The organism is Magnetococcales bacterium, from assembly GCA_015231925.1.
In the GTDB taxonomy this organism is placed as follows: Bacteria; Pseudomonadota; Magnetococcia; order Magnetococcales; family JADGAQ01; genus JADGAQ01.
Genome location: JADGAQ010000043.1, coordinates 1 through 25867, shown reverse-complemented (window position 1 = coordinate 25867; position 25867 = coordinate 1). Strand labels below are relative to the sequence as shown.

Annotated in this window: 25 protein-coding genes and 1 tRNA gene; 9 read left to right on the top strand and 17 right to left on the bottom strand. The window is 57.5% G+C overall.

Going from position 1 to position 25867, the window contains the following annotated elements; translation table 11 throughout:
* Positions 1-545: 545 nt before the first annotated feature.
* Entirely contained in the window at positions 546-1205 is a 660-nt protein-coding gene (locus HQL56_07075) for a cytidylate kinase family protein (protein ID MBF0309273.1), read from the bottom strand.
* Entirely contained in the window at positions 1202-1390 is a 189-nt protein-coding gene (locus HQL56_07070; GenBank protein ID MBF0309272.1) for a hypothetical protein, read from the bottom strand. The genes HQL56_07075 and HQL56_07070 overlap by 4 nt, the downstream gene beginning before the upstream one ends.
* Positions 1391-1614: 224 nt before the next feature.
* Here HQL56_07070 and HQL56_07065 point away from each other — a divergent pair, with 224 nt between their 5' ends.
* The 3 genes from HQL56_07065 to HQL56_07055 are packed head-to-tail and all read left to right on the top strand — an operon-like array spanning position 1615 to position 4722.
* On the top strand, positions 1615-3138 hold the full coding sequence (locus HQL56_07065) for a hypothetical protein (GenBank protein ID MBF0309271.1): 1524 nt from the start codon (positions 1615-1617) through the stop codon (positions 3136-3138).
* Positions 3139-3175: 37 nt separating this feature from the next.
* Positions 3176-3487: a hypothetical protein gene (locus HQL56_07060; protein MBF0309270.1), complete on the top strand. Its 312-nt coding sequence runs from the start codon at positions 3176-3178 to the stop codon at positions 3485-3487.
* A 56-nt stretch (positions 3488-3543) separates the two neighbouring features.
* Positions 3544-4722, top strand: coding sequence for a putative sugar O-methyltransferase (locus HQL56_07055; GenBank protein ID MBF0309269.1), 1179 nt, complete (start codon positions 3544-3546; stop codon positions 4720-4722).
* A gap of 147 nt (positions 4723-4869) precedes the next feature.
* On the opposite strand, the gene HQL56_07050 is transcribed toward HQL56_07055, so the two are convergent.
* From HQL56_07050 to HQL56_07035, 4 genes are all read right to left on the bottom strand, one after another.
* Positions 4870-5538, bottom strand: a complete 669-nt coding sequence (locus HQL56_07050; GenBank protein ID MBF0309268.1) for a glycosyltransferase — start codon at positions 5536-5538, stop codon at positions 4870-4872.
* Positions 5520-6596: an N-acetylneuraminate synthase family protein gene (locus HQL56_07045; protein ID MBF0309267.1), complete on the bottom strand. Its 1077-nt coding sequence runs from the start codon at positions 6594-6596 to the stop codon at positions 5520-5522. The genes HQL56_07050 and HQL56_07045 overlap by 19 nt, the downstream gene beginning before the upstream one ends.
* Positions 6586-7455, bottom strand: a complete 870-nt coding sequence (locus HQL56_07040; GenBank protein MBF0309266.1) for a sugar nucleotide-binding protein — start codon at positions 7453-7455, stop codon at positions 6586-6588. The genes HQL56_07045 and HQL56_07040 overlap by 11 nt, the downstream gene beginning before the upstream one ends.
* 434 nt (positions 7456-7889) lie before the next feature.
* Positions 7890-8777, bottom strand: coding sequence for an OmpA family protein (locus tag HQL56_07035; GenBank protein ID MBF0309265.1), 888 nt, complete (start codon positions 8775-8777; stop codon positions 7890-7892).
* A 326-nt stretch (positions 8778-9103) separates the two neighbouring features.
* Here HQL56_07035 and HQL56_07030 point away from each other — a divergent pair, with 326 nt between their 5' ends.
* On the top strand, positions 9104-9361 hold the full coding sequence (locus HQL56_07030; GenBank protein ID MBF0309264.1) for a hypothetical protein: 258 nt from the start codon (positions 9104-9106) through the stop codon (positions 9359-9361).
* A gap of 177 nt (positions 9362-9538) precedes the next feature.
* Here HQL56_07030 and HQL56_07025 read toward each other — a convergent pair whose 3' ends face one another.
* The 4 genes from HQL56_07025 to HQL56_07010 form a co-directional block, all read right to left on the bottom strand.
* On the bottom strand, positions 9539-10132 hold the full coding sequence (locus HQL56_07025) for a DUF4276 family protein (GenBank protein ID MBF0309263.1): 594 nt from the start codon (positions 10130-10132) through the stop codon (positions 9539-9541).
* A 2-nt stretch (positions 10133-10134) separates the two neighbouring features.
* Entirely contained in the window at positions 10135-11358 is a 1224-nt protein-coding gene (locus tag HQL56_07020; GenBank protein MBF0309262.1) for an AAA family ATPase, read from the bottom strand.
* A complete protein-coding gene (locus HQL56_07015; protein ID MBF0309261.1) occupies positions 11333-12298 on the bottom strand; it encodes a hypothetical protein in 966 nt (321 codons plus the stop codon). Before HQL56_07015 ends, HQL56_07020 begins: the two co-directional genes overlap by 26 nt.
* A gap of 233 nt (positions 12299-12531) precedes the next feature.
* Positions 12532-13173 (bottom strand): lytic transglycosylase domain-containing protein, encoded by a 642-nt coding sequence (locus tag HQL56_07010; protein ID MBF0309260.1) that lies wholly within the window; start codon positions 13171-13173, stop codon positions 12532-12534.
* A 160-nt stretch (positions 13174-13333) separates the two neighbouring features.
* On the opposite strand from HQL56_07010, the gene HQL56_07005 reads away from it, so the two are divergent.
* Positions 13334-16879, top strand: a complete 3546-nt coding sequence (locus HQL56_07005) for a response regulator (GenBank protein ID MBF0309259.1) — start codon at positions 13334-13336, stop codon at positions 16877-16879.
* Between the two features lie 270 nt (positions 16880-17149).
* On the opposite strand, the gene HQL56_07000 is transcribed toward HQL56_07005, so the two are convergent.
* From HQL56_07000 to HQL56_06990, 3 genes are all read right to left on the bottom strand, one after another.
* Positions 17150-17620, bottom strand: a complete 471-nt coding sequence (locus HQL56_07000) for a peptidylprolyl isomerase (GenBank protein MBF0309258.1) — start codon at positions 17618-17620, stop codon at positions 17150-17152.
* Positions 17621-17782: 162 nt separating this feature from the next.
* Positions 17783-18274 carry a hypothetical protein gene (locus HQL56_06995; GenBank protein ID MBF0309257.1) on the bottom strand — a complete coding sequence of 164 codons (492 nt, stop codon included), beginning with the start codon at positions 18272-18274 and terminating at the stop codon, positions 17783-17785.
* Entirely contained in the window at positions 18264-19055 is a 792-nt protein-coding gene (locus HQL56_06990) for a hypothetical protein (GenBank protein MBF0309256.1), read from the bottom strand. The genes HQL56_06995 and HQL56_06990 overlap by 11 nt, the downstream gene beginning before the upstream one ends.
* Positions 19056-19479: 424 nt before the next feature.
* Here HQL56_06990 and HQL56_06985 point away from each other — a divergent pair, with 424 nt between their 5' ends.
* Together HQL56_06985 and HQL56_06980 are read left to right on the top strand one after the other, a co-directional pair.
* Positions 19480-20559: a hypothetical protein gene (locus tag HQL56_06985; protein MBF0309255.1), complete on the top strand. Its 1080-nt coding sequence runs from the start codon at positions 19480-19482 to the stop codon at positions 20557-20559.
* Between the two features lie 19 nt (positions 20560-20578).
* Positions 20579-21121, top strand: a complete 543-nt coding sequence (locus tag HQL56_06980; GenBank protein MBF0309254.1) for a DUF4124 domain-containing protein — start codon at positions 20579-20581, stop codon at positions 21119-21121.
* Between the two features lie 361 nt (positions 21122-21482).
* On the opposite strand, the gene HQL56_06975 is transcribed toward HQL56_06980, so the two are convergent.
* From HQL56_06975 to HQL56_06960, 4 genes are read right to left on the bottom strand one after another with little or no spacing between them, the layout of a single operon-like run.
* Entirely contained in the window at positions 21483-22865 is a 1383-nt protein-coding gene (locus HQL56_06975; protein MBF0309253.1) for a threonine synthase, read from the bottom strand.
* Between the two features lie 10 nt (positions 22866-22875).
* A complete protein-coding gene (locus HQL56_06970) occupies positions 22876-23556 on the bottom strand; it encodes a CYTH domain-containing protein (GenBank protein MBF0309252.1) in 681 nt (226 codons plus the stop codon).
* A 29-nt stretch (positions 23557-23585) separates the two neighbouring features.
* On the bottom strand, positions 23586-24035 hold the full coding sequence (trxC, locus tag HQL56_06965; protein ID MBF0309251.1) for a thioredoxin TrxC: 450 nt from the start codon (positions 24033-24035) through the stop codon (positions 23586-23588).
* A 24-nt stretch (positions 24036-24059) separates the two neighbouring features.
* Positions 24060-24473, bottom strand: coding sequence for a rhodanese-like domain-containing protein (locus tag HQL56_06960; protein MBF0309250.1), 414 nt, complete (start codon positions 24471-24473; stop codon positions 24060-24062).
* Positions 24474-24756: 283 nt separating this feature from the next.
* Between HQL56_06960 and HQL56_06955 the strand changes: the two genes are divergently transcribed.
* A complete protein-coding gene (locus HQL56_06955; protein MBF0309249.1) occupies positions 24757-25689 on the top strand; it encodes a LysR family transcriptional regulator in 933 nt (310 codons plus the stop codon).
* Positions 25690-25710: 21 nt separating this feature from the next.
* Positions 25711-25786: transfer RNA gene (locus tag HQL56_06950), tRNA-Thr, on the top strand.
* Positions 25787-25867: the final 81 nt, after the last annotated feature.

Genomic DNA, 25867 nt, shown 5'->3' with positions numbered 1-25867 from the left:
GGGAATAAAAGAACAAAAATAAGTCAAGGACAACACATTGGGGACTCCGTCCCCACAATCCGGCAGGATTGCCGGATTGGACGCCGCGTAGCGGCGCCTGAAGGGCGAGGGCCATGGATGGCCCGAGTCAAACCCCTGCTGGGGACCATGATGGTCCCCAGACCCCTGCAATAATGCAAAAATGAAACAGAAACGGAATTATGTCCCAACAGCGCCCGACGATGGGCAACCCCATTCCGGACATCACCCCCACCGATGCGAACCCGTAACGGGTATTGCTAATCGAGAGACACCTTACCGATTTCCCTTGTGCTATAATACAACATTCAATTGACCGCATTTCTACTCTCCAGGCTACTCAATCCTTGATTAATAGAAATCCTGAAAGAGTCATGCTGGTGGTTCCATCAAGGCACGATGGCAAGGTCAACGGGAACCAACATCCGGAGCGCTCCCGCATCATCCGCAAGCCTCGACAAACAAAAAGGTCAGGTCTTCATCGACCTGACCTCGAATGGTCCGAAGCGGCGGTATTGCAGTCAGCCTCAAGCGGCGTTGGCCAGGATGCCCCGCTGGTCCAGGGCGGTAATACAAACGTCCAGCATCTCCTCCACACTGGCTCTTTCCGCATCCAACACCAGATCGTAGTCGATGTCATCCATGGAGCCCTCTTCGAACAGGGCGTGCAGCAATTGGAGGCGCTCCTCTTCCAACCGGCGGGAGACGGCCAGGGCTTCCAATCGGTCGATGCCGTGGAGGGTGGCGAGCCGTTGGGCGCAAAAGTCCTCTCCGGCTCGGACCTGAATGCGAAACAGCGATTCACCCGGCAGGATCATGTGCGGGCATACCCCCGCGATGACGCCGCCATGGTTGGCCACGTTGCGGATTGTCGCGGAAAGATGGGCCAGATGCTCACTTTGAGACATGCCGATCTTCTCATGCAGATGGCTCAGCCAGTAATCGAAAAAGCTGCCAACCGACTCCCTGAGATGTTGCCAGGCACTGTCGTGAAGCTCCCTGTCACGAGCCAGGGTTTCCAGTTTGTGGGGATCATAAAAGGGCACTTTGAGGTGGCGTGCCAGTTGGTGGGCCAAATCCTCCATGCCCGAGCCGAAAGGTCCGGCTACCATGACCACCGGGGCCAAGGCACGGAAACCACTGGGACGAGGCTCCATCTGGGTATTTTGTGTCTCTTGTGTACTCATGGTTGCGCCTCCTGATCAGGAAGTTTGCCATCCAGTCCGTTGCGAACCCGTTTTTGAGAAAGAGATAAAAAATCCTGGCTGGTGTAAGTGATACGACCAAGTGCGATAGAAATAGTTCGTCCTGCCAAAAAATTTGTTTGTTCGAGGTTGCCACGCTGTTCCCGGTTATCCGGCGAAGGGTTCATTGGTGGCAAACGCCGTATCGGCTTGCCCGGAACTGGAGGAGTCTATAAGCTGAAGCTGATCCGCCCCCAAATGGAAAAGGGGGGTCTCACCTCTTTTGTGGATATTCCACTTCTGAACGACACATCCCGGAACGGGCGCGGTTAAAGCAGGTCGATACCCCGAAGGGGAGTGACCCCGCTGCCCTGATCGACCATCGATCAAGCCTGTCATTGGAGGAAGGTCCGTGAAAACGGGAAGGAAAGCTGCTCTCTTCTCAATGCTGCTCATTCCCCTGTTCGGGGTTTTGCCTGACGGACCGGAGGGGATTCCATGGGACGTTTGCCGCCCGGCGCTGGCTTCGGAGGAGGAGAGTGTCCGGGATATGGGCCTGCAGAATCTGTACAAGCGCCGCAATAACGTGCGGGCTTTGCTGCAAACCTACGAGCGGTTGATTCAGGGTCAGGGGCTCTCTTCCAGTCAGGATCCGGTGGTCATTCATCTTCACCAGGGATTGGAGAAGGTGGAGAAGCTCTTTGCCCGCTCGGCTCGTGACGAGTTGAGCGGCTTGTTGGCAGAGTTGCACCAGATGGTGAAACAGGCCTTGCGTGATTTACGCTACGACTCGGCGGCGGGGGAACATCGGCAAAAGGTTCAGGAGAGCCGGACACGTCACTGGAAAGGCAACGTCAGCGAAAAATTGACTTCCGCCGAGGCGTTGCTGGCCGCCTATGGTCGGGCCGATGCGGAAAATCAACAGGATGGCAATCCGGTGGAGTCCGTCGCACGGATCAGGGCCCGGATTGACGTGGCGCGCGGTTTGCTTGCGGAGAACAAGAATCGGGAAGCCCGGGAAGAGGCCACCCTGGCCTATTTCGAAGCCCGCAGCTTGATGCGGGGGCGTTCGTCCGGGGACGAAACGGCTCCCCGGCGCAACATGTCGCGGCCTGTGCGGGTAACCCCGGCGCAACAGGAAGAGTTCATGCGTCGCCTGGCCAGCGTCCGGTCGTTGCTGGCGGCCCACAACCGCATCAGCCTGGAACGCGGCATGAGCGAACAGGCGATGACCATCGTCGCCGGTGTCGAGGCTCTGGTCGAGCGGGCCCAAGGATTGCAAGTGCAGGGGGAGATTCAGGAAGCCAAATCCCGAATGACCATGGCCATGGACAAGCTGCATCAATCGCTGGCCAATATGCGGGAGGGCATCGAGTATCGTCCGATGCCGCCCGGCGAGTTTCCCAAGGCCAAATGGCAACGGGAGTTCGATAAACGGGTGGCCAGCATCCAGACCCTGATCGAACGTCTGGAACGGCTTCATCTGGAAAAGAGGACCAAGGCTGCCGAAGAGCTTCTGGAGAAGGTGCGTCGCAACGTGGAGGAGGGGCGACTCCTGCTCGACAAGGAGCAGTTGGACGAGGCCATGGCACAGTTGCATCAGGGCTATATGGCCATCAAACTCGGACTGGAGCAGGTGCGACGGGAGGATGGTCCCCATGGTTCCCCCAACTTTGCTTCACGGGAAGAGATGTTTCATTACCAGAGCGATCATAACGAGACCATTCGCCTGTTGATGCCCCTGTTGCAGCAATGGAAAGAGAAAGAACCGATGGAAAATCTCGCCTCCCGCATCGAGGAGGCCCGAAAATGGAGACAGCTGGCGGAGGAAAAGGCCGAAAGGGGCGACTTCGACGGGGGACTCGTATTGTTGGAACAATCCTCCGAAGCCTATTTGCAGACTATCCGGGAGGCGGGGGTCGCCACGTCCCTTTGACCGGGAAGCGAGGGTTCGACAGACCTTGGGGAAGGAGATGACCTTGAAAAGCATCGAGCAGAAAAAATCTCTGGTGACATTGCAGGCCTCTCAGGCCTATCAATCCCGACAAGGGGTCAAGACTCCGGGTCGCACCCAGGGGATGCCTTTGGAAGGACCAACCGCGTCTGAAGCCGTCAAGGTCAGCTTTTCCAAAGCGGCGACTCGAATGGTCAACAGTGCGGTGCAGGTGGAGCAAAGCGCCAGCCGGGAGAGCCGTTCCGGACGCACCCAGGTCGAAGCACGTGCCGTAGCGGCCGCCAGTCATCCCTCCGGAGCGCATCGGGTGGCCATCGACACGTTTGCCTGACGGACTCCGTCGGCTGTGGCACTGAGTCAGAATGGGACTTCATCAGGAGAGGCAGAATGTTTTCCAGGCTTTACGATATCTTTCCCCGACTTGACCGCCTTCGTGTGGCGTTGAACCTCTCTGCCGGAGCGACGAAATTCGTCGATTCGCGTTTCGGGGTCTTCTCCCTCGATGAGATGGGCATGATGGCCTACGAGCTGTATTGCAGCAATCTGCATATCGACGGCATACGGTCCGCCAACGAGATGGAACGGCGGGTTGTTGACCAGATTCACGGAGCCTATCTGGCGGCATTGCAGGAGGTTCGGGGGGAAGGGGGCAAGGTGGGGGAGGGAACCCTGGCGCGGGGTCAGTGGGAACCGAGTGTGACCGGGTATCAGGAAGGCTATTTGCGGGAAAACAGCACTCCCGAGGCGTTGTACAGCAATTTCCAGGTATTGGGCGCCCGTTCCTATAAAAACTACTCGCTCCTGCCGCGCAAGCCCTTTCAGCCGGCCCAGTATACCTATTTTGTGGCGTTGGCCTGCAATTACGTCGATATGATGCAGACCCGGCCCTACACCAAGGATGTCCGCTATTCCGGTTACAACCGGTATTGCTATCGCCATTTCTATTACAAAGGCATCCCCATCAATGCTCCCCATGGGCTTTATGCCTGGGAATGTTGCGGAGCGTTGCAGAAAAATGGCTTGCTGCAGGCTCCCGGTGTGGTTTGCGAATTGGGTGCGGGCGATGGTGGCGTGGCGCGGGAGATCATTCGCAACTTTGGCGCGAAATATGTGGTGTTCGACCTCCCGGAAGTGTTGCAGAGGAGCCACTATTTCCTCTCGACCTATTATCCGGAAAAGCGTGTGGCTTCGTTGCGGGAGTTTCAGGCCTGTGATTACAATCTCCAGGCATTGTTGAATGATTATGATCTGGTCTTTTTGCCGGCGTGGCATATGCACAATCTGCCGGACACCTTCCAATGCGACTTGTGGGTCAATACCCATTCGCTGGGGGAGATGCCGCTGGAGGTTTCCAAACGGTATTGTCAGACCATGGATCGAACGGGACGGGCGGCTCTGTTGATCAATCGTTACAAGAATTGCGATGCTCCGGGATTTCATTTTGTCGGAGCAAACCAATACATGGATGTTTTCCGGCGCATGAAGATCCGGGAAGTCGATGTTCCGGCAACCTCGAACGATCTCAGCCGGGAACCCACCTATGCCCGTTATATATTGATGTTGTGATACTTAAGGGAAACGGGGGCGAGGTGCGTCGCCCCCTTTGCCTTTGAATTTTTTGATATTTAAAGGCACTAAATGAAAAGTCAAAGGATAGAACATTTCCTTTTTTTGATACTTAAAAGATCAAATATTGAAAGTCAAAATATAAAATCAGGAAGCCCGTTTGATCAGCGACCGTGAGGTCAGCACCCGGAACATGGCCCGGAAAATCCGCAGATTGGCCTCTACCCGGTTTCCCATACGCGGGGTGTCGCTGCGCAGACGACCATGCACATCCACCTGCTGAAACAGGTGTCCCCGGCGAATGCTGTTCAAAGCCAGTTCGGTGCCGATGGAGACCACATGGTCGAAGCCGCCGTTTTCGTGATACAAGCTGATGTGATAGCCTTTCATGCCACACAAGATATCATCCACACCGAAGCGCAGATAGAAATAGAGCCCCATGATCCTTTCGGAAATGCGTCGCTTGCGGGGCCGTCGTCCCAGGACCAGCGGTACGCCCTGGTCGAGCAGTAAATAAGAAAAATTATTCAAGATATCCGGAGTATGCTCTCCGTCCGCATCCATGGTGATCACCGCGCGGCAGCCCAGGCTGGCAGCCTTGGCGAAACCCGCTTCCAGGGCTTTGTCGTATCCCTTCAGACTTTCGGTGTGAACCACCACGGCGCCGGCGGCGGCGGCGCGGTCCGGGGTTCCGTCGATGGAGCCGTCGTTGACCACGATCACGGTGCCGAAATGTTTCGCACGGGTGACGACCCAGTCGATCATCAGGGCTTCGTTGCGGGCCGGAATGACAATGGCTAAATCAGATCTTGCCACGTAAGGTGTACTCCTTGCTGAACATTCCGGGCCAGGGTGCGTCCCACCACTTCCGTCAGGCGATACGGGGGCAGACCATCCGGCGGGCAGGGTCTCAAGGCCTCCAGATGCTCTTCGGTCAGGCATTGCCCCGCGACGAGATCGCTCCGGAAGCGCAATGCCCGCCTTTGAATGACGACGGTGTCCTTTTCATTCTCTTCAATGCTTTTATGGCCGCTTCCCAAAGCCATCTCCAACTCCCGGGAGCGTAACACCATCTCCTTCCAGGTGGTTGGATTCATGGCGAAGTGGTGGTCCGGGCCGATGCGGGCATTATCGTCGGTGAAGTGTTTTTCGATGACCCGGGCTCCGAGAGCGATGGCACCGAGTACCGTGGCATGGCCGTGGGTGTGATCGGAGAGACCCAGAATCATGCCCGGCCAGCGAATGGCGAAGCTGCGCAGCACGTTCAAATTGACATGGGCGAAGATGCTGGTGTGGGCCGTGTAATTGGTATTGCACTGCATGAGAACAATCTGGCGATTGTGTTGCAGGATGGTCTCCACCGCTCGCTCGATCTCATCCATGGTGGAGGCGCCGCACGCCAGCAGCACGGGTTTGCCTTTTTTGGCGATGCGTTCCACGGCTTGCAGCCAGGTGATATCCCCGGAACCGATCTTGATGGCGGGCACCAGGTCGGCAAAGGTATCGATGGCTTCGAAATCGTAGGGGCTGGTCATGAAATCGATGCCGACCTTGGCGCACTCCTCGATCAGGACGTCCGTCCATTCACGACGGCAATGGTACTGGTCGTAGATTTCGAAGACCGATTTCTTCCAGGAGGCCTGGTGGCTTTTCTGGGAACCGAGGGTGTTGAAGCCCACGTCGGAGACGATATCCTTGGCGAGGAAGTGCTGGAATTTGGCTGCATCGGCCCCGGCTTCCTTGGCCAGCCGGATGAGTTGCCGGGCCCGATCGAGGTCGCCGTCATGGTTGGCGGCGATATCGGCGATGAAATAGGTGGGTGCGGTCAGGGAGAGGGTCCGTGAGCCGATGGGGAACTGGGAATCATAGCGCATGAGGTCTCTCCGCGATCAGGGCGTCGACCACTTCGTCGAGGGTGGGCAGGGCGTAACCCAACACCGACTCGGCCAAGGCCACGTTCAATCCGCAACTTTCCGCCCGAGGGGTGGACAGAAGCCGCACGCTTCCGGGGGTATGGTTCACACGGGGTATACCCATGCGGCGGGCCAGGGCCAGAATGAACTCCTGTTTGGAAGAGACCTGTCGGCTCGCCAGATGGATCATCCCGGTTGCCTTCCGCTGCCAGAGATCCAGGATTCCCCGGGCCAGAGCCGAAGCGTGCAAGGTGGAGGTATAATAATCGTGAAACAGATTCAAGGGAATGCCCGCTTCAAGGCTTTGTACGGCCCATTCGATAAAAGTGGGTTTTCCGGCCCAACCGCGCCATCCGGTGACGTTGGTACGGACCACCAGGGCGCCGGGAGCGGTCAGGGCCAGGGCTTCGCCGGCAAATTTGCTGCGGGCGTATTCATTGACCAGGCTGACGCTTGCCTGTTCATCGTGGGGGGTGGCTCCCTGGCCCACGAAATAATGGTCGGTGGAGACTTGAATCAATTGGCGTCCCTGTTCCTGGCAGGTTCTGGCCACGAGCGCCACGGCACGGGCGTTGATGGCGTAGGCCATGCACGGGTCGCGTTCGCAGGCTTCCAGATCAGTACTGGCTGCCGCGTTGATGACCACTTCGGCGGACGAATGGTGCAAAACGGCTTGCAAATCCGCGTCACGGGTCATATCCAATGCAAGATCGGCGCCTTTTCGGGCCGCGCCCGCCATGGACAGACCGCGGGCGCGACCTTCCGCCAGCAGGGCCTGGCCCAGGGTTCCGCTGGCGCCGAGAATCAAGAGGGTGGACATGGTTTGTCGTCCCGGATGTGGAGGTGTTTTGATAATCCAGGGAGGATGAAGTACCCCAGGCCCCTGGCAAAATCCCGATAAGTCCTTTGACTTTTATTATGTTATCTTCTAAGTATCAAAAAAAGGAAATGTTCTGTCCTTTGACTTTTTCTTGTAACTATTCAGATATATGGGGGTCGGGGGGATTGTCCACCCTGACGGATTCAGGGCAGCGCCCTGGGACTTTTCCTTTCGCCGTTGACCTGATCATGCTGCACCGCGCAGGGGTCTGAATGGTTACTTTTTCTTTATATTTTATATTTATATTCTAAAAAACAACAAGTCAAAGGACAGAACATTTCCTTTTTTTGATACTTAGAAGATTGAGAGGCAACAGAAAAAAGCCGCGGAGGAGATCTCCCCCGCGGCTTGAAACATCCGGACCGGACTGAACCTTACTGAACCGGCTTCAGGGTTACGCGACGGTTTTTGGCGCGACCTTGGGCCGTGCGGTTTTCCGCCACGGGCTGGCTCTCGCCGAATCCGGAGGTGCTCAACCGATTGGCGGCGATGCCTTTGCCGACAAGATAGTTGCGCACGGCTTCGGAACGCTTCTTGGAGAGGACCATGTTGTATGGATCCGTTCCCCGATCGTCGGTATGGCCCTGAATCTCCACCTTGAGGGCGGCATTGCCCTTCAGCACGTTGGCCGCCGCATCCAGTTGTCCATGGGAACGGGCATCCACCTTGGCGCTATCGGTGTCGAAGTGGAGGTCTTCCAGCACCCAGCACCCGGTTTCGTTGACCTTGGCGCCCTTCGGGGTACCCGGGCACTTGTCCTTGGAATCCAGGACGCCGTCACCGTCGCTGTCGCCATCCTTGCGGGGCTGTTCTTTGGGGCAGCCCTTGGCATCCACCGCCACACCGGCGGGGGTACCGGGGCATTGATCACGATCATCGGTCACGCCGTCGCCATCGCTGTCGAGCGGGCAGCCCTTCTTGTCCACGGCCACGCCACGGGGCGTATCGGGGCACTGATCCAAATTATCGGTCACGCCGTCCCCATCGGAATCCTTGGGGCAGCCATTGGCATCGACCGGGGTTTTGGGGGGTGTTCCGGGGCAACGGTCTTTGTCGTCCAGCACGCCGTCGCCATCCTCGTCGCCGATTTCACCGGTGCCGAAATAGAACTGGGTTCCGGTATGGGACAGGGGGCGTTGACCCATCTGGGGATGCCATTGATTCCATCCTTGATAAAGCCAACCTTCCTTTCCGGCCTCCGCAGTGGAGAGGCTTCCTGCCACGAGGAGAGCGATTGCACTGGAAAGGACAAGTTTTTTCATTGTTCTCATCATTATTTCCTCTGGGACCGAGAGTGTTTTTCCTGAAACGCATCATCAGAGATGTGTTTTTATCGCCACAAATATCAACTTCTCATATTGACATATCGGGGAATATTTTTCAATCTTTTTTCGATCAATCCCCCATTTGGAGGATCTGGATATTGCAATATTTTCCAGATTTGCAAGTTGCGTTGACCTGCCGTCTGTGGTATCCTTCGGCATTGAAAAGTGAGGGAACGGTTGGCAAAATTGGGCAGGTAAAGCCTCTGGAAAGGCTTTTTTCAAGGTTCTTCTTGTTTACCACCTCGAATTATTGGAGGAGAATCATGAAAAAGGGACTGATGATTCTGGCGTTGGCCGCTACTTTGGGCAGCACGGCTCTCCTGACGCCTGTTGCGGGGGAGGCTTGGTGGGGGTCGCCCTATTATGGTGGCTACCCGTATTACGGGGGTTACTACCCCTACGGCGGTTATCCCTACTATGGCGGCTGGGGACCCTATGGCGGCTATCCCTATTACGGGGGCTATCCCTATTACGGCGGAGGTCCGTGGAACAGCGGTTGGATGCCTTGGAACTGGTGGTAAGCCCGGACCGTTTGACGAAAAAGGGGGAGAAATCCCCCTTTTTTTGTGCCTGAAGCAGCGTATCCTTTGACTTTATAATATTTTATTCTTTAAATATCAAAAAAAGAAAATATTCTATCCTTTGACTTGTCTTCTTTTTTCAAGATAAATATTAAAATAATGAAATAAGTAATATTGTTAGCGCGTTTGTTTGTCCAGTTCATCGATGAATCGTTTGGCCCAAGGAGAAGCTGCCGTCACCGCGTTGGGATCAATCCGGGCCAGCAGCTTGAAGCTGTGCGCTCCCTTGCCGTAGGCTGCCTTGGTTTTGCACGATTGGGTGGCGGTGGCCAGAGCGCGATAAACATCCACTTTGGGAATTTGCTCCAAAGGATTCCCAAGGGGTGGAAGGGCATTCAGTGTGAAACCCTGACCAAAGAAGGTGGACAAGGCGTTTCGATCCGCCAGAAACCAAGCCTCCATGCATTGAACCATCAGATGGCAGTGGTCATTGGTAGCGCCTGCCGGTAGATTCCACCCGTCCGCATCTTGCAGATGATGCCAGGGATTGGGTGTCGTTACGGGCACCTCGCTGTCAACCAGCAATAGTGCCGTCTCGCCATTCTCCAATGCTGTACAAAAGCTCTCGTAGGCGTCCTGTCGGGAGCCGCAGGCAACGATTCTTGGCATGCGGCCTTCGAGCCCCGCCTTTTCCAAAAACTCTTTAAAGCCCTTGCGAAGCTCTGCTTTCAAGTCCGCCGTATCGCCTCCTCCTTCCACGAAGACTTTAATGCCTACCATCGGGTTCCTCCGATATCCCCGCGAGTCCACAAGGTTCCCAGGCGATACTTTTCCAGCCAGGGCTTGAGGTCCACCGGGTCAAGACGCTGGATAGTGGTTTCACCCTGCCTTTTTTCACAAACCTGCACGGCTTCCGGACAGTCGGACATGGCGTTGACCAGTCCCTCGGAATGGGTGGTCACGATCAACTGGCAGCGTTCGGAAGCCTCCTTCAACAAATCCGCCAGGGTTGGCAGGATATCCGGATGCAATCCCAACTCGGGTTCTTCGATACAGACCAGCGGTGGCGGTTTGGGGTGACAGAGAATGGCCAAAAGGCAGAGGTAGCGCAATGTTCCGTCGGACAACCGGGTGGCGGGAATGGTACGCCGTCCCTCGATCAAATAGACCTGACCGGTATTCCCTTCCAGATCGAGTCCAAAATCATCGATGCCCTCGTAAAGCGCTTGCATGGCTTGCAAAAGTCGCTCTTTTACCGCGATATCCTTGCGCAGACGATTGAGAACCAAACCCAGGTTGCTGCCGTCCGGAAGGAGATATTCATTCGGCAAATCCATTTTTTGAGGGATTCTTGGGATGGTGTAGCGACCGAAACTCCACTCCCGATACAATCGAATCTTGGGAAGTTCTGTACCCAGATGGCTGACTTCCGGGTAGTGTTCCGGATCCCGGCGTTGAGCCAGAATGGAACGGGTGGGGTCAATCAGTTCCCTTTGTAAAGATCGCTCGTTTCCCTTGATATTAATTACAGGGGCTCCATTTCTAAAATGATAATATAGATAGGGAATAACGTGATTTCTGTCCGGCTTTTCTTTTTCAATCTTTTCATCAATAATTGAAAAGCCGAGACCGGTGGCTGTAAATGATAAAATGTATCTGGTGTAGCTGCTGGTATTTTTAGCGGATACAACGGCATCAATCGAAGCGATTGGAATCCCCGAATCCGCTTTCCACAACCAATCCTGAATGCCCCCGCCATCCCGAATGGGTTTGGCAAACTCGTCGGGGGCACTGCGCAACAGGTCGATCACTTCGAGAAAATTGGATTTTCCTGAACCATTCGGCCCGATGAATACGTTGAGATTCCCAAGTGATATGGTTTTCTCGTTTGGTCCAAAGCTCAACAGGTTCTTGACCTTCAATTCCTTAATCACGCAACCTCCCTCCCTCCTTGCAAGGCGAAAGAACGCCTTACGGCTTGCCGGCCCTGCCCACATAATCGGCCACGATGCCCAACACGAAGCCGGTGGTGAAGAGTTCCGCGCCGGTGACTCCGCTCACCTCTTCCACCATGCGGGTGAAATCGCCGGGTTTTTTGTCCATGCGGCTGGCCATGGCCTTGGCCCAGAGGTTGATCTTTTCCGGGCCGTACTTGCGGCGCATCTCTTCCACCCAGACCTGGGGAAACTCGCCGCGGCGGGTGCGGTGGTACTCCTGGGCCGATTTGGTGATCTCCGCCACCTCTTCCGGATTGAAAGCGAAGAGCGGTTCGCTGAAACCATAAACATCCACGTTGTCGATAGCGCCTTCCACCGTGGAGCCGCACCAGTGGGCCTTCTGTTCGAAGCTGATTCGGGTCATCTGGATCTTGCTCCGATCCACCCCGGTCAGATGGCGTCGTAACAGGGTATCCACCTCCAGAACCGCATGATGCACCTGGTGGTCGAAGGGGCCACGCAACGAGGTGGCGTGATGGGTCGGGGTGTTGGGCGCTTCGGGAGTGGCGGCGGCGTAGTAGAAGTGTTCGATTTCGCCCAAAACACTGCCCCGTTGATCCAGAAACTGCACCCGCACGCCGATGCGGGCCTGATCGTCCGGACCGCCCATGACGTGAATCGGCACAAAATCGTATTCCAGATGTGAGACCTGCCGGATGATATCCCGGCGCACATACAGCGTGTAGCCGCTGTTTCCGTAGGTGAAGTGCAGCCGCTTGTTGCGCAGGGCCACGGCGTTGCTGCCGTTGACCGCGCCCACGGGGCGGTCGGCGGCCTTGGCGCAGGCGTCGTCCAGTCGTCCGTTCAGCCAGCCCTGGCCCAGGACGCCCTCGCGATTGAAATCATCGCGAAACATCACCTCTTCGAGGGGAGCGGACTCTCCCGGCATCGACAGCCCCATCAGCCCGGCCAAACCGGCCATAATGACGTTCCTCAACATCGGATTCACCTGTTCTCCGCCTGACCAAGGAAATCTGTATCCACATTCAGATATACGGGGGTTCGGTGGGGATTATCCCCCCCGACGGGTCCAGGGCAGCGCCCTGGGACTCTTCCTTTCGCTGTTGACCTTCCCAACCCCATGGGGGTCCGGGGGTACCCCTGGGACTTTTCCTTTCGCCGTTGACACGATCATGCAGCACTGTGCAGGGGTCTGAATAGTTACCGAAAACCTCACGAGCGGCTTTCGCGATAATGTCGGTAGTACTGCAGTACCCGGGAGACGTATTGACGTGTCTCCGGATAGGGTGGCACCCGATTGCCGTATTTTTCCACCGCATTTTCCCCGGCATTATAGGCTGCCAGGGAAAGGACCAGGTCGTTGTCGAAACGGGCCATCAATCCGCGCAGATGGCGTGAACCGGTGACGATGTTCACCACCGGATCCATGGCGTCGTTCACGCCGTAGCGTTTCGCGGTATCGGGCATGAGCTGCATGAGCCCCAGGGCGCCCTTGGGGGAGACGGCGTTCGCGTTGAAGGCCGATTCGGCGTGGATGACCGCTTTGACCAGGGCCGAATCCAGGCCGAAATGCTGGGAAGCCAGCCGGATCACCTCGCCGTAGCGTCCCCCGTCCCGTTGCAGGGAGGAGGGCGAAATCTCCGGCAACCGCACCGCCGGGGCTTTGACGGGTTTTTTGTTCACCTGCATCAACAGGCGATAGCGGGAATCCCGGGGCTGGTTGGTGATATGAATCACCCCCTTGGCGTCGACATAGGAGAAGATGTCCGCCCAGGCCGTACCCGCCCCGCCACAGATCAGCAGAAACCCCAGCAACAGGAGTCGCTTTGCCGCGTCAACGAATCTGCATTTCATCCCGTCAGCCCCTCTCCGGAACCCTGATTGCCAATCGCTGCTCTCTTTCCATACCATTCCGGTGAAAAAATTGCCATGATTGGGTTGAGAGAACCCTGCAGACTGTTGCAACCGGTTCAACCCGTCGCTGTTTTGGGTTACCGATCGAAAGAAAGATGCCATGACTGTTTCCGTTATCCCCCATCCGGATCGTTCCCGTCCGGGTTGGCGTTCGTTATCCACGCTGTTGCCCTGGGTGGCGCTGCTGTTGGGCCTGGCCCTCACCTTCATCTACTGGCGCCATGAATTGGTGGTCAACTCGGCCTTCACCCAGCTGCGTTTCAGCAAAAGCGCCGAAAAAATCACCTCCGCCGCAGCCAAGCGACTGGATGCCTATCTGTCGGTACTGCGTTCCGCCCGCAGTTTCTGGCTTTCCCAATGGCCTCAACTTTCGGCCTCCGAGTGGGAGAGCTTTTTCCAGGGGCTCGATCTGCCCCAGCATTTTCCCGGAATCTCCTGGCTGGCTGTGGTACAACAGGTCAGCGAATCGGACCGTTCCTCCTTCGACCGCAGTCTGGCCGCCGAAAACGGCAAACCGTTGGCCATTCAGAAAGCGGAGGAGCGTTCCGACTATCTGGTGGTGCGTACCCGATACGCGGTTTCCAAGACCTTCATCGCCCCAGGATTCGATCTGGGTACCGAAAAAAAACGCCGCCAGGCCGCCGAACTGGCCCGGGATTCCGGGCGTTTGCACTGGATCGTCTCCCATCCGGAGAGTCCCGGCACCCTTGCCGATGCCCTGCATCTTCTCTTCTGGCTGCCTGTCTACCAGGACGGAAAGCTCCTCGATTCCGTGGATTCCCGTCGTGCGGCCTTTCGTGGCTGGGTGGTGGCCGGTGCCTCGGTGCCTTCCCTCTTCGCGGACATCCTGCCCCGGGAGGGCAGCGAACTGCGCATCGAAGTCTTCGAGGATCTCTCCCAGGGCGGTTCGGCCCGCCTGCACGATACCCATCCCACCCTTTCGCCGTTGCCGCATGATCCGGACCTGGTCATCGTGGATCGCAACACCTTTTCGGACGGTCGCCTGTTGCTGCGTTTTTCCACCACGCCCTTTTTTCCGAAGTCTTTCATGCAGTTCTTCCAGCAGGAAGGTTTGCAGGTCATCCCCGTAGGCGGAGCGGTGGCCAGCCTGGCCCTGTCGTTGGCCTTGTGGAGTCTGATTTCGGGGCGTGAACGGGCCCGGGTGGAGGCCAAACACCTCTTCGAGGCTCATCAGGAGAGCGAAGAGCGGTTGAAACAGGCCATTACCCTGGCTCCCATTCCCATCATGCTCCACGACAACCGGGGAGGCATCCTTCTGGTCAACCGGCGCTGGTGCGAACTCTCCGGCGTTCACGCCGAACGCATCGCCTCCGTGCAAGATTGGCTGCATTCTTGTCAGCCTCGACTCGGGGTCGAGCGGAGCCTGCCGCTGTTCGGGCTGGCCCAGCCTGATCCGGAGACTCAGGAAGGAGAACTCCACTTTTTCGCAGGAGGCCGAACCCACATCTGGCAGGTGCGTTCCCGTCCCCTCGGCTCCTCTCCGAAGAGTGAGGAGCTGATCATCACCATGGCGATGGATATCACGCGCCGCAAAGAGATGGAAGAGGCTTTGCGGGAAAGCAAACGCCAGTTCGAGTATGTCTTCGAAAACGTCGAAACCGCCATCTGGGACGAAGATTTTTACGCCGTGTACCGGGAAATGCTCCGCTTGAGAGAGGCGGGCATCACCGATCTGCGGGGGTATCTGTCGGAAAACCCCGGCGAAGCCTGGTCTCTGGTGCGTCAGGTCACGGTCAATAATGTCAATCAGGCCACCCTGCGCATGCATCCCCAGCAGAACAAGCATTCGTTGATCAGCTCCTTCTCCACCATCTTTACCGACGAAAATATCGCGGTCTTTATTGACGAACTATGCGCCATTTGGGAGGGAACTGAAACTACTTTCCGTTCGGAAGTCTCCCGCCGGACACGGGACGGTCAGTTGCAAACCATGTTGCTCTCCCTGCCGATACCGCGCACGCCGGAAGAGTTTCGTCACGTTCCGGTGTGTGTTGTGGACATCACGGAGCGCAAGCAGGCCGAGGAGATTCTGCTCAAGGCCAAGCTGGAGGCCGAAGCGGCCAATCGGGCCAAAAGCGATTTTCTGGCCACCATGAGTCATGAAATCCGCACCCCCATGAATGCCATCGTCGGCATGGCCGACGTTCTCATGGAGACCGAGCTTTCCGACGAACAGCGCCAGTATGTGGAGGTGTTTCGTCGTGCCGGTAACAGCCTGCTCGCCCTGATCAACGACATTCTCGATCTCTCCAAGGTGGAGGCGGGGCGTTTCGAACTCGACTGCCAGGAGTTCCGCCTGCGCGGTCTGTTGGAGCAGGTGGTGGATGTTCTCAACCTGCGTGCCCGGGAAAAACGCTTGCAACTCTCCATGGAGGTGGCGGATGAGGTGCCGGACTGTCTGATCGGCGACCCCAAGCGATTGCGGCAGATCGTGTTCAATCTGGTCGGCAACGCCATCAAGTTCACCGAGCAGGGGAGGGTGGTCATTCGGGCCATGCCCGATCCCCGGAGCAGCCATTCCGGGGACATCCTCTTCGAAGTCGAGGATACCGGTGTCGGCATCGATCCGTTGCACCTTTCCACTGTTTTCGACGCTTTCATGCAGGGGGATCCGCAAACGGCGCGTCGGTTCGGCGGAACCGGCCTGGGGCTGGCCATTTCCAGGCGGTTGGTGGAGTTGATGTCCGGGCGCATCGATGTGGAAAGTCAGCCGGGGCAGGGCAGTCGTTTCCGGTTTTCGGTGCGGTTGCAGGCGGGCAGCGCCACGTCTCTCCCCTGGCAGGAGGCGGACATCTCTCTTGAAGGGGTGAAGGTTCTGGTGGTTGACGATCAGGCCGACAACCGACTGCTTTTGTCGAATCTCATCGGCAGTTTGGGTGGGGAGGCCGAAATGGTGGGCAGCGATCGGGAGGGAGTTCTCTCTCTGCAGCGTGCCCTGGAGACCGACAGGCCTTTCCAGCTGGCCATGGTGGCCAGTCAGAGTGGGGAAGAGAATGCTTTGGCCACGGTGGCGGCCTTGCGGGAGGAGAGCGGGCAACCCGAATTGCCGGCGGTGGTCATCTCCTCCTATCATCGGCAGGGGGATTTGGCGTTGGCCCGCAAGATGGGGGTGGGCCTGCTGTTGACGCCGGTACGGCGCAACGATTTGCGGGAGGTGATCTCCAGTTCCATCCAGCAACAGGAGGTGGGGGAAAATCCGTTTCCTCTCAAGGAAACGGAAAGCTCTGCCACGGAAAACCCTTCCTGGCGCATTCTGCTGGCGGAGGATTCCCTGGACAATCAGTTGCTTTTCAAGGCGTTTCTCAAGAAAACCTCCCTTTCTTTGGAGGTTGCCGACAACGGACAGGTGGCGTTGGAGAAGATTCAGTCCGGTCAGTTCGATCTGGTGTTGATGGATATTCAGATGCCGGTCATGGATGGCCATGCCGCCACCCGCGCTTTGCGTCTATGGGAGAAGGAGACCAACCGTTCTCCTTTGCCTGTCATTGCTTTGACGGCCCATGCCTTTCCGGAAGATCGTCAGAAGGCGTTGCAGGCCGGGTGTACCGACCATTTGGCCAAGCCGGTGAAAAAGGCGGCTCTGCTGGCCACCATCGAGCAGGCGTTAAAGCGGAGTAAATCTTGATGAAGGGAGGTGAAAAATGCTCTCTTCAGATCGTTTGACTTTCAATATGTTATCTTTTAAATATTAAAAAAAGAAAATGTTCTGTCCTTTGACTCATCTTTAATAATTTATATTATAATCACGATATTTATCAGCTTTATAATTTGCTAAAATAAAAAATAAAAGGATAGAACATTTTCTTTTTTTGATATTTAAAAGATAAATATTGAAAGTCAAAAAATGGGGGCGTCGTGCAACGCCCCCATTTCTCCCGTTACCGCAACTCCACGCTTACGGCGCAGCCTGCTCCACTGCTTTCAGAATGGTCACCGGCTCCACGGGAACATCCTGGTGTCCCCCCTTGTTCCCGGTACGCACCGCAGCAATGCGGTCCACGATATCCATGCCCTTGACCACCTTGCCGAAAACGGCGTAGCCGAAGTCACGACGCCCGTGATCCAGAAAATCGTTGTCCTTGAGATTGATGAAGAACTGCGCCGTGGCGCTGTTGATCTCCTGGGTCCGGGCCATGCAGATGGTGCCGCGCAGGTTTTTCAGGCCGTTGTCCGCCTCGTTGCGAATGGGGGCACGGGTCGATTTCTGCTTCATCTGGGCATCCATGCCGCCCCCCTGAATCATGAAACCGGGAATGACACGGTGGAAAATGGTGTCGTTGTAAAATCCATCCCGCACGTAGGTCACAAAGTTTTCCACGGTAATGGGAGCCTTTTCCCGATCCAGTTCAAGCACGATGTCACCCATCGATGTGGTCAAGACAATCACGGCGGAACCTCCTTTGGCTGGGGGGGCGGCGTCGGTCTGAGAAGCGACGCCCAGAATGAACGAAATCAACAAAGAGAGCAGAATACGGTACGTTGTCACGGTATCACCACGAAGCTGGGGTTCATGCGAAGATCGACAGGTTCACGAAGCGGGATCCGGGGAGGCGTCGGGCCCGTTTTCCGCCTCCGACGGGATGATCCGGGTCGGGGGAGCAGGGGGTTCGGCGGCACAGGTGGCGAGAATCTCCCGAACTTCCCGCACCACCCTCTCCGCGCCCAGGATGGCATGCATGGCCAGGGGACGGTTGAAGGGCAAATCCAGACGATAGTCGGCCAGGGAACGCAGATCCCGCACCATGCGCAACAGATGGGCAACGGCGCGCAAACGCCCCACATGGACCTTGCAGCGTTCTCCGGGGTGGGCTTCCAGCAACAGGCGGATCATGCGCCGGTGGGTGCCTTCCGCCTGACGGGTCAGGGGCAGGGGACCGAAATCGAGCAGATCCCGAAGGGCGAAACTGCAGTGCAGCGCCGCATAGTAGGCCCGGCTGGCAGCGGTGCGGTGATCGACCTCCATGTGACTGTTGACCAGCCGTTTGGCGGCCAGCAGGAGTTCGTAGCCCTCAATCGGCATCGTTGATCTCCTCCGCCAGGAAACCCACCACCAGATTGCGATGCAACCGGTCCGAAAGATCCATGGCGGCCAGCCGCCCGGCCAGTTCCCACTCCAGTTGCACCACCTCCGCCACGGAACGCGGCAGCCGGTAACGCAGGCTGACCCAGTGGTCCACCTCCTCCACGCACATGCGATACCGGGCCACCGGTCCCAGAACGCCGCATTCCCGCAACAACGAGGCGATCACCCCCTGCACGGTCTCCACCTCCACGTCCGAGACCCTGACCTCCAGCAGAAATCGGCTGCAAGCCCGAATACCCACCTCTTCGGCAAGAGGCGTGCGGCCATCCTCCAGCTTGGCGCGTTCGTCCAGCCAGTTGACCGCCTCGTGAAAACGACCGGCGGCGACACAGGAGTGAACCGCCTCCGTCACCAGATCCACCTGACGGGGAAACTCCCGGCACGCCTCCCGCGACTCCTGCGCCGCTTCCGAAAAACAGGCGAAACCCTGCAGCGCCACGATGTGATTGATGCGAATGTAAGAGGATTGAGGGTCGTGGGCCCGGGCCTCCAGGAAATGGTGCCGCATGGCCCCTTCCTGCCCGGTGATGGTGGCCATGATGCCCAAAATGCCATGAACCCGGGAGGGATAGATCTCCAGCAGCGATTCGGCCAGAGCGCGGTCCCGATCCAGCAGGATGTCGTTGTAGGGTCTGCCGATGGGCATCTCCCGCAACCGGCCGATGATGGCCAACAACTCCTTTTGGGCAACGGACGGAGAAGGAAGCGAACGTTCCATGGATTCCACAGTGGCTGAGAAACCGGGCTATCCGACACATATCCCCCCTCCGGGGAGGTTTCGGGGAGTGCGGCGCATAAAATTCCGAAGCAGTATGAACTCCCCGTCGCAAAAAACAAGGGAACCCCGTTTGCAGTCCCCGTCAGCAGCTTTCCGTCGCACCATGTTGGTCATTTCCGCGCCATGCTGCCGGCAGCAGGGGGACATCCCCGGGTTCCCCCGATCTTCAGGATTTTCCGACGCCCCCTGCTCCGAAAGGGGGCTCACCTCCCGTTGCGGACCCCGTACCTTGGATTTGCTTTCGCCATCTATTCCCAGATGCCTCAAGGAAGGTTAAAATGGACAAAGCGCGGGGTCTTGGTCGTTGCCGGCCGGACTTCCGATTTCAAGGAAACAGCCTCCTCACCCGGTTTCAGGAAGACCCATGGAAGCCGTAGACGAATTCACCATCGATCGCCTGCTGGAAAAATACGATGACCGACGCAGCCTCTACGTCGATTTCATGAACCGGCAAGTGACCCTGCTGACCGAATTCCTGAAGGAAAACGGACCCCACGTCCATTCCATCTCCGGAAGGGTCAAGGAGCGCGACAGCTTGCGCCGCAAACTGATGCAGCCCGATTGCACCTACCGCCAACTGGAAGATATCTCCGATCTGGTGGGCATTCGCATCATCACCTACTTCGAAGACGAGGTGGATCTGGTGGCGGAGGTGATCCGCCGGGAGTTCACCATCAACGAAGCCCACATCCTCGATCGGGGCGAACACCTGGATCCCGAACGGTTCGGTTATCGCTCCCGGCATTACATGGTCAGCCTGCTGGAAAACCGTCTGCAACTCATCGAATACAAACGGTTCAAAGGCTGTCGGGCCGAGATTCAGGTACGATCCATTCTGCAGCACGCCTGGTCCGAAATCGAGCAGGAGATGGGCTACTCCTCCCGGGAGACCTTCCCCAAGGAGCGCCGTCGCCACTTCGCCCGGGTGGCTCATCTGCTGGAATTGGGGGATGAGGAGCTCAACAGCATCAAGCAGTTCATCCGCCCCTATCAACAGGCGGTGGCCCAAACCGCCACCCGACCTCGCCGGGGCAGTTTCGATCTCGACTCCCTGGGCAAGTTCATCCATACCAACCCGCTGGTGCGGGAGATGGACGAACGGTTCGCCGGTCAGATACATGCCAATATCCACTTCAGCGAAGCCTTCGTGGCCGAGCTGATGGACCACATGCTGGCCATGGAGATCGACTCTCTCAGCGCCATGGAGATGGAGTTGCGCAGCCATCGCAAATCGGTCCTGGCCATCGGCAGACAAATTCTGGATCAGCGCCCCGATATCCGCTACTCCTCGGTCTGGAAAGGCGTCTGCCTCTTTCTGACCTGCTATGCCCTGGCGGCGGAATCGAAACAGAGTGGGGCCATGCTCGCCCACATGGATAAAACCATCATCGGCGCCATCATCGAAAACGACGACCTGTTCAAGGACGATATCGAACGGTGGTAGCCGTCTCAAGGAGACCATCATGACCATTTGCCGTTATACCCTTTTCGCCCTGATGGGAGGCTGTCTGCTGGCGGTCGAGGCCAGCGCCGACATCTACGAATGCCAGGATCGGAATGGCAATACCATCATGCGCAACGCGCCCTGCCAGAAAAACGAAACCGTCCAATATCACAAGGTGACGGCCCCCGTATCGCCTCCCGCTATGTCGCAGCCGGCGGCTCCCGTTCCTGGGGCGATACAGCCGGTTCCCTCTACCGGTATGGGATCGGCAGCTGTTGCGCCGACGGGAGCGCCCGCCGCTCCCAATGCCTTGAAGACCGGCGCTTTGGGCGACATGCAGAACAAGATCATGGAGGCTGTGGTTGCGGATCCGACCCTGCTGCAAAGGGTTATGGATCAGCAGGGAAAAGGGGCGTTCAAGGATCTGGAGAAGGATCAGGAGCTCAAGAATGCCATGCAGACGGGAAACATTTCGGCTCTGATGGCCAATCCGCGTTTTCGAGCCATTCTGGAAGAGCCCATTGTGCAGGAAATCAAACAAAAAACCGGCATGGGACAATAATAAAAGGAGTCCGGGGACCAACCGCATGGTCCCCGGCAGGGGTGGTCCCCAAGGAATTGCTGTTGCCTTTCAGTATGTTATCCTTTAAGTAGCAAAAAAAAGAAAATGTTCTGTCCTTTGACTTTTTTGTCCCGCCCCCCGGCGGGCAATCCGGACATGCCGTGGGCCGATCAAACGGACGATCGGCCCACGGCATGTCCAATGGCGGGCTCGCTTTTTGGCCCTTCGGGAAAAGGCCCCCGAAGGGCCTTGAGCGTGGCGAGCCCGAAAGGATTAGAGGATTAGAGGAAGAGTCCCAGGGCGCTGCCCTGGACCCGCCGGGGGGGATAATCCCCCCCGGACCCCCGTATTTTCTTACGAATCAGCCCGGAATGCGCCGTATGATCTCTTCCTTGACCGCGCCCACCTCCGCCGGCAATACCTGACAACGGGTCGGCATCTCCAGCAAACCCCGCAACGACTCCGGCAGCTCCGGCTCCCGGCCGATGGCCTGGGCGATGGCCTCGCCGAACTTGGCGGGATGAGCCGTTGCCAGGCAGATGGCCCCGGGAAGATGACGAGCCGCATAAACCCCCACCGCCGTGTGAGGATCCAGCAAATAGCCAAACTCGGCATGAGTGCGCCGAATCTGCTCCAGCGTCTCCTCCTCGCTGACCGCCACGGCGGAGAAACAACGGTTCACCTCTTCCTGTTGGCTTTCGGTGATGCGGAACTCTCCGGCTGTGGCAAAACGCTCCATGGCCTCGCTCACCGCCGTACCATTTTCCTGGAAGAGATAATAGAGGAACCGCTCGAAGTTCGAAGCCACCTGGATATCCATGGAAGGACTCAAAGTGGGTACGACACTGCCGACACCGTAACACCCCGTCCGAACAAACCGGGTGAGTATGTCGTTGCGATTGGTGGCCAGCAACAGCCGTTCCACCGGCAGACCCATCTTCCAGGCGACATACCCGGCGAAGATGTCGCCGAAATTGCCGGTCGGCACCGAAAAACAGACCCGTTTGTCGCAATCCCCCCGACTGACCCGACCCCAGGCATAGAAATAGTAGACCACCTGGGCCAGAATGCGCGCCCAGTTGATGGAGTTGATGGCTCCCAGACTGTAGCGATCTTTGAACTCCAGATCGTTGAACAGGGCCTTGACGATGCTTTGTCCGTCGTCGAAGCTGCCGGTTATGGCCAGATTGTGGACATTGGCGTCCAGAACCGTGGTCATCTGCCGCTCCTGGACTGGAGAGACCCGGTTGTGAGGGTGCAGGATGAAAATCCGGATACGCTCCCGTCCCCGTACACCGTGAATGGCTGCGGAACCGGTGTCTCCGGAGGTGGCCCCCAGGATGTTGAGTTCTCCGCCCCGGCGCTGCAGCAGATACTCGAAGAGGTTGCCCAGAAACTGCAGGGCCACATCCTTGAAGGCCAGAGTCGGTCCGTGAAAGAGTTCCAGAATGTGCAGCGCCCCGATGGAGACCACCGGTGTCACCTCGGGATGGGCGAAGCGCCGAAACGCCTCCCGGATCAGCCGTTCCAGATCCGGGGAGGGGATATCGTCTCCGACGAAGGGGGTCAGAACTTCCAGGGCCAGATCGGCGAAGGGCAGTTGGGCCCAGCGACGTAACGTTTGGGCGTCGATTTGTGGCATGGCCTGAGGCAGAAGAAGCCCGCCATCGGTGGCCAACCCCATCATGACCGCGTCGGAAAACGTCATGGGGGCGACTCCACCCCGGGTGCTGATGTAACGCACGAAAAACCTCCTACCAAACGGCCTTCGCCGGTAAAAGTCCCTGATTTACCAGGAGTTCCAAACCACATGCGAACTTGGATTGCCGGGAAGCCGTCAGATCGGCATGACGGGAAAGCAGCCTTTCGGAGAGAGCCACAACCGGCTGGAATGGCCCGGAAAGTCCTTCCAGTTCCACTTCGAAAAGAGTGACGGCCAACGTCCCGGCCCGAATCCGGCCCGCATCGAGCGCCAACTCCGCCACGGACCCCGATTCCAGGCGCAACAGGAGAACACGGCGTTGGAAATCGGTTTCCAGAATGGGCAACAGCGGCTCATTTTGGTGCAGAATGTCCAGCAAGCGCTGTTTCATTTCGCCATCGGGCAGATCGACGGGAGCGGAGACTTCCCGGTCCACCAGCCCTTCCCATTCCAGGCGCCGGGAGAGGCCCCCGATCATGTCGCCGCCGCCTTTGAGACCGACCCGCCAGCGCTCCCCCTCCTGACGGCGGCGGAAGGCGAGACGGGCTTTCAACAGTTTCCAGTCCGGGGTATCCAGATAGACCGCCCGGAAGGAGCGGTCCCGAGGGGACTGCCGGTCTGAAAGTCGGAGGATCTCCTCGTCGGCAAGAAGCTGTTCCAAGGTGACGGCATGACGGGCCGTCAGTTTGATCTCTTCTTCGATAGCGCCGGCAAACGCCGCGTTTTCACCCATGGGGGGCCTTTCCGGGTGGTTGGCTGGTTTCACCAACCCATGGTCCGATTCACCCAGTTGCGCAGTTGACCCATGGGCAGGGCTCCGGAGTGACGGTCCCGTACCTGTCCGGATTCGAAGATCACCAAAGTGGGTATTGCCTGAATCTGAAAGGCCCTGGCCAGACCGGGATTGTCATCGACATTGATTTTGACCACCTTCAGCCGACCCACGTACTCCTTGGCCAGACGTTCCAGGTCGGGGGCCAACTGACGGCAGGGACCGCACCAGGGCGCCCAGAAATCGACAAGCACTGCGCTGGCCGATTGGGTGACATGGTTTTGGAAGCTGTTTTCGTCGGCCGCTACCGGCTGGTCCAATCCGGTGGTGGAAAGAACCTCCTGGCATTTGCCGCATTTCGCCACCAGCGCGAGTTTATCTGCGGGAACCCGGTTGTGCGCCCCGCAGACGGGGCATGTTACAGTAATGGCGTTCGACATGGGTCACTCCCGAAGGGGTTCGCTTTACCGTTTGACCGGATAGCCCTGAGTGGTCCAATAGCTCATTCCACCCGGGACATTATACACTTTTTCGAAGCCTGCCTGACGCAAAGCGACGGCCCCCATGACGGAGCGGTTTCCGGACTGGCAAATGACGGCCACTTCCCGGCCCTGATTGGCGGCCAACAGCTTTTTACCCTGTTCTCCCACCTCTGAAAGGGGCACCAGGATGGCCTGCCGGATGTGGGCTGAGTTGAACTCGGGCGGGGTGCGCACGTCCACCAGCAACAGGTTCTTGTCGTTAAGACGAGTGTTGAGATCATGAACCGTCCACTCTCCGATGCCGTACCAGCGCATCAGGACGGGTCCGCGAAGCATGAAGCCCAGGACCAGAATGAGCAGCACCACGGTCAACCAATTTTGTTGCAGCCAACTCACGACCCGTTCCTCCTTTACCGCATGTGGTCCGATCCCGGCACTTGAGCCGGACATTACCGACCCCCCGTGGTGCAATATGGCAATTACGCTGAAAAAATCAAGCCTTACCGGGTTCTTCCGGCAGAATTGGTGCATTGCGGAAGATTTTTTCGCTTCGGATTGATTTGCTTTATGCTTTACTATAAATTTATCATGCGTGGGCAAGGGGGGGTACAGACTTCTTGAGGGAATGGGTCTTGAATGAGTTTGGTTTAAGTCCAATACATATTTTGATGGTGAGCGCATGGCAATCGTGAAGAGGGGACTTGTAAATTTTGATCTGAATCTCCTGGTCGCCTTCGATATTCTTATGACCGAAAGAGGGGTTACTCGGGCAGGGAAGGTTCTCGGTATTACTCAGGCAGCAATGAGTAATACTTTGCGTCGTTTAAGGGAAATTTTTGATGACCCTCTCTTTGTTAAGGTCGGGCAGCGCATGGTTCCCACGGCACGGGCCTTGGAACTGTCAACGCCGATCCGGGAAGCATTGGGGCAGGTCAAGACGGTTTTGGAGCAGGAGCGTTTCGAGCCGGTGGGATCGAAGCAGCGCTTTCGCATCGGGATGGTCGATTATGCTTCGGCGATGTTGTTGCCGATGTTGTTGCGTCGACTGCATGAGCAGGCGCCGGAGGTTGAGGTTGAGGTGGTTGACGTCGGGGGAACGGGGGAGTGTCAGGAGTTGGAGTCCGGGACGGTGGACCTGGTCTTCAGCCGGTTTCAGTGGGTATCGCCGCAACTGAAGCTGCATCGGTTGTTTGAGCAGCATTATGTCTGCCTGTTTCGCAAGGGGCATCCGCTGATCGGGCCTTCGGGGGAATTGACGCTGGAGGCGATGCTGGCGGCTCGTTTCGTGCATTATTTTCCGAAGGGGATGGATACGACGGTCGTGGACGAAGCGTTGGGGCAGATGGGGTATCAGCGCAAAATCGTGGCGCGCCTTGACAGTTTCAGCATGGTGCCGTTATTGGTATCGAGCAGCGACATGATGGCTGTGGTCCCGGAGGGCACGGCGCGCTGTGTGTTGTCACACCTGCCGTTGGTCGCGGCTGCGTTGCCTTTCGATACCCCGCGCCTGCGCATGGCCATTGCGTGGCATCCGCGTACCGATGCCAGTCCTCCCCATATTTGGCTGCGGGAGCAAATTCTTTCCTTGCTGGAAGGGGGCAATTGCCCGTAAAGAGTACGTTGCGGTGGAGATGCTGGCGTAGCTCAATTGGCAGAGCAGCTGATTTGTAATCAGCAGGTTGGGGGTTCAATTCCCTTCGCCAGCTCCAGGAAAATCAAGGGGTTAGACTGATAAGGTCTGACCCCTTTTTGGTTCGTGTAGACACAGTGTAGACACTTGGAAAAAATTC

Excerpts from the sequence above, each read along its gene's own strand:
- HQL56_07040 (MBF0309266.1), bottom strand. The coding sequence starts at position 7,455 with ATGTCCACCCTCTTGATTCTCGGCGCCAGCGGAACCCTGGGCCAGGCC.
- HQL56_07035 (MBF0309265.1), bottom strand. The coding sequence starts at position 8,777 with ATGAAAAAACTTGTCCTTTCCAGTGCAATCGCTCTCCTCGTGGCAGGA.
- HQL56_07000 (MBF0309258.1), bottom strand. The coding sequence starts at position 17,620 with ATGGGTGACATCGTGCTTGAACTGGATCGGGAAAAGGCTCCCATTACC.
- HQL56_07015 (MBF0309261.1), bottom strand. The coding sequence starts at position 12,298 with ATGTTGAGGAACGTCATTATGGCCGGTTTGGCCGGGCTGATGGGGCTG.
- HQL56_06995 (MBF0309257.1), bottom strand. The coding sequence starts at position 18,274 with ATGCCGATTGAGGGCTACGAACTCCTGCTGGCCGCCAAACGGCTGGTC.
- HQL56_07070 (MBF0309272.1), bottom strand. The coding sequence starts at position 1,390 with ATGAACCCTTCGCCGGATAACCGGGAACAGCGTGGCAACCTCGAACAA.
- HQL56_06985 (MBF0309255.1), top strand. The coding sequence starts at position 19,480 with ATGGAAGCCGTAGACGAATTCACCATCGATCGCCTGCTGGAAAAATAC.
- HQL56_06980 (MBF0309254.1), top strand. The coding sequence starts at position 20,579 with ATGACCATTTGCCGTTATACCCTTTTCGCCCTGATGGGAGGCTGTCTG.
- trxC (MBF0309251.1), bottom strand. The coding sequence starts at position 24,035 with ATGTCGAACGCCATTACTGTAACATGCCCCGTCTGCGGGGCGCACAAC.
- HQL56_06955 (MBF0309249.1), top strand. The coding sequence starts at position 24,757 with ATGGCAATCGTGAAGAGGGGACTTGTAAATTTTGATCTGAATCTCCTG.
- HQL56_07045 (MBF0309267.1), bottom strand. The coding sequence starts at position 6,596 with ATGCGCTATGATTCCCAGTTCCCCATCGGCTCACGGACCCTCTCCCTG.
- HQL56_07060 (MBF0309270.1), top strand. The coding sequence starts at position 3,176 with ATGACCTTGAAAAGCATCGAGCAGAAAAAATCTCTGGTGACATTGCAG.
- HQL56_06990 (MBF0309256.1), bottom strand. The coding sequence starts at position 19,055 with ATGGAACGTTCGCTTCCTTCTCCGTCCGTTGCCCAAAAGGAGTTGTTG.
- HQL56_07005 (MBF0309259.1), top strand. The coding sequence starts at position 13,334 with ATGACTGTTTCCGTTATCCCCCATCCGGATCGTTCCCGTCCGGGTTGG.
- HQL56_07010 (MBF0309260.1), bottom strand. The coding sequence starts at position 13,173 with ATGAAATGCAGATTCGTTGACGCGGCAAAGCGACTCCTGTTGCTGGGG.
- HQL56_07020 (MBF0309262.1), bottom strand. The coding sequence starts at position 11,358 with ATGTGGGCAGGGCCGGCAAGCCGTAAGGCGTTCTTTCGCCTTGCAAGG.
- HQL56_07055 (MBF0309269.1), top strand. The coding sequence starts at position 3,544 with ATGTTTTCCAGGCTTTACGATATCTTTCCCCGACTTGACCGCCTTCGT.
- HQL56_07030 (MBF0309264.1), top strand. The coding sequence starts at position 9,104 with ATGAAAAAGGGACTGATGATTCTGGCGTTGGCCGCTACTTTGGGCAGC.
- HQL56_06970 (MBF0309252.1), bottom strand. The coding sequence starts at position 23,556 with ATGGGTGAAAACGCGGCGTTTGCCGGCGCTATCGAAGAAGAGATCAAA.
- HQL56_07075 (MBF0309273.1), bottom strand. The coding sequence starts at position 1,205 with ATGAGTACACAAGAGACACAAAATACCCAGATGGAGCCTCGTCCCAGT.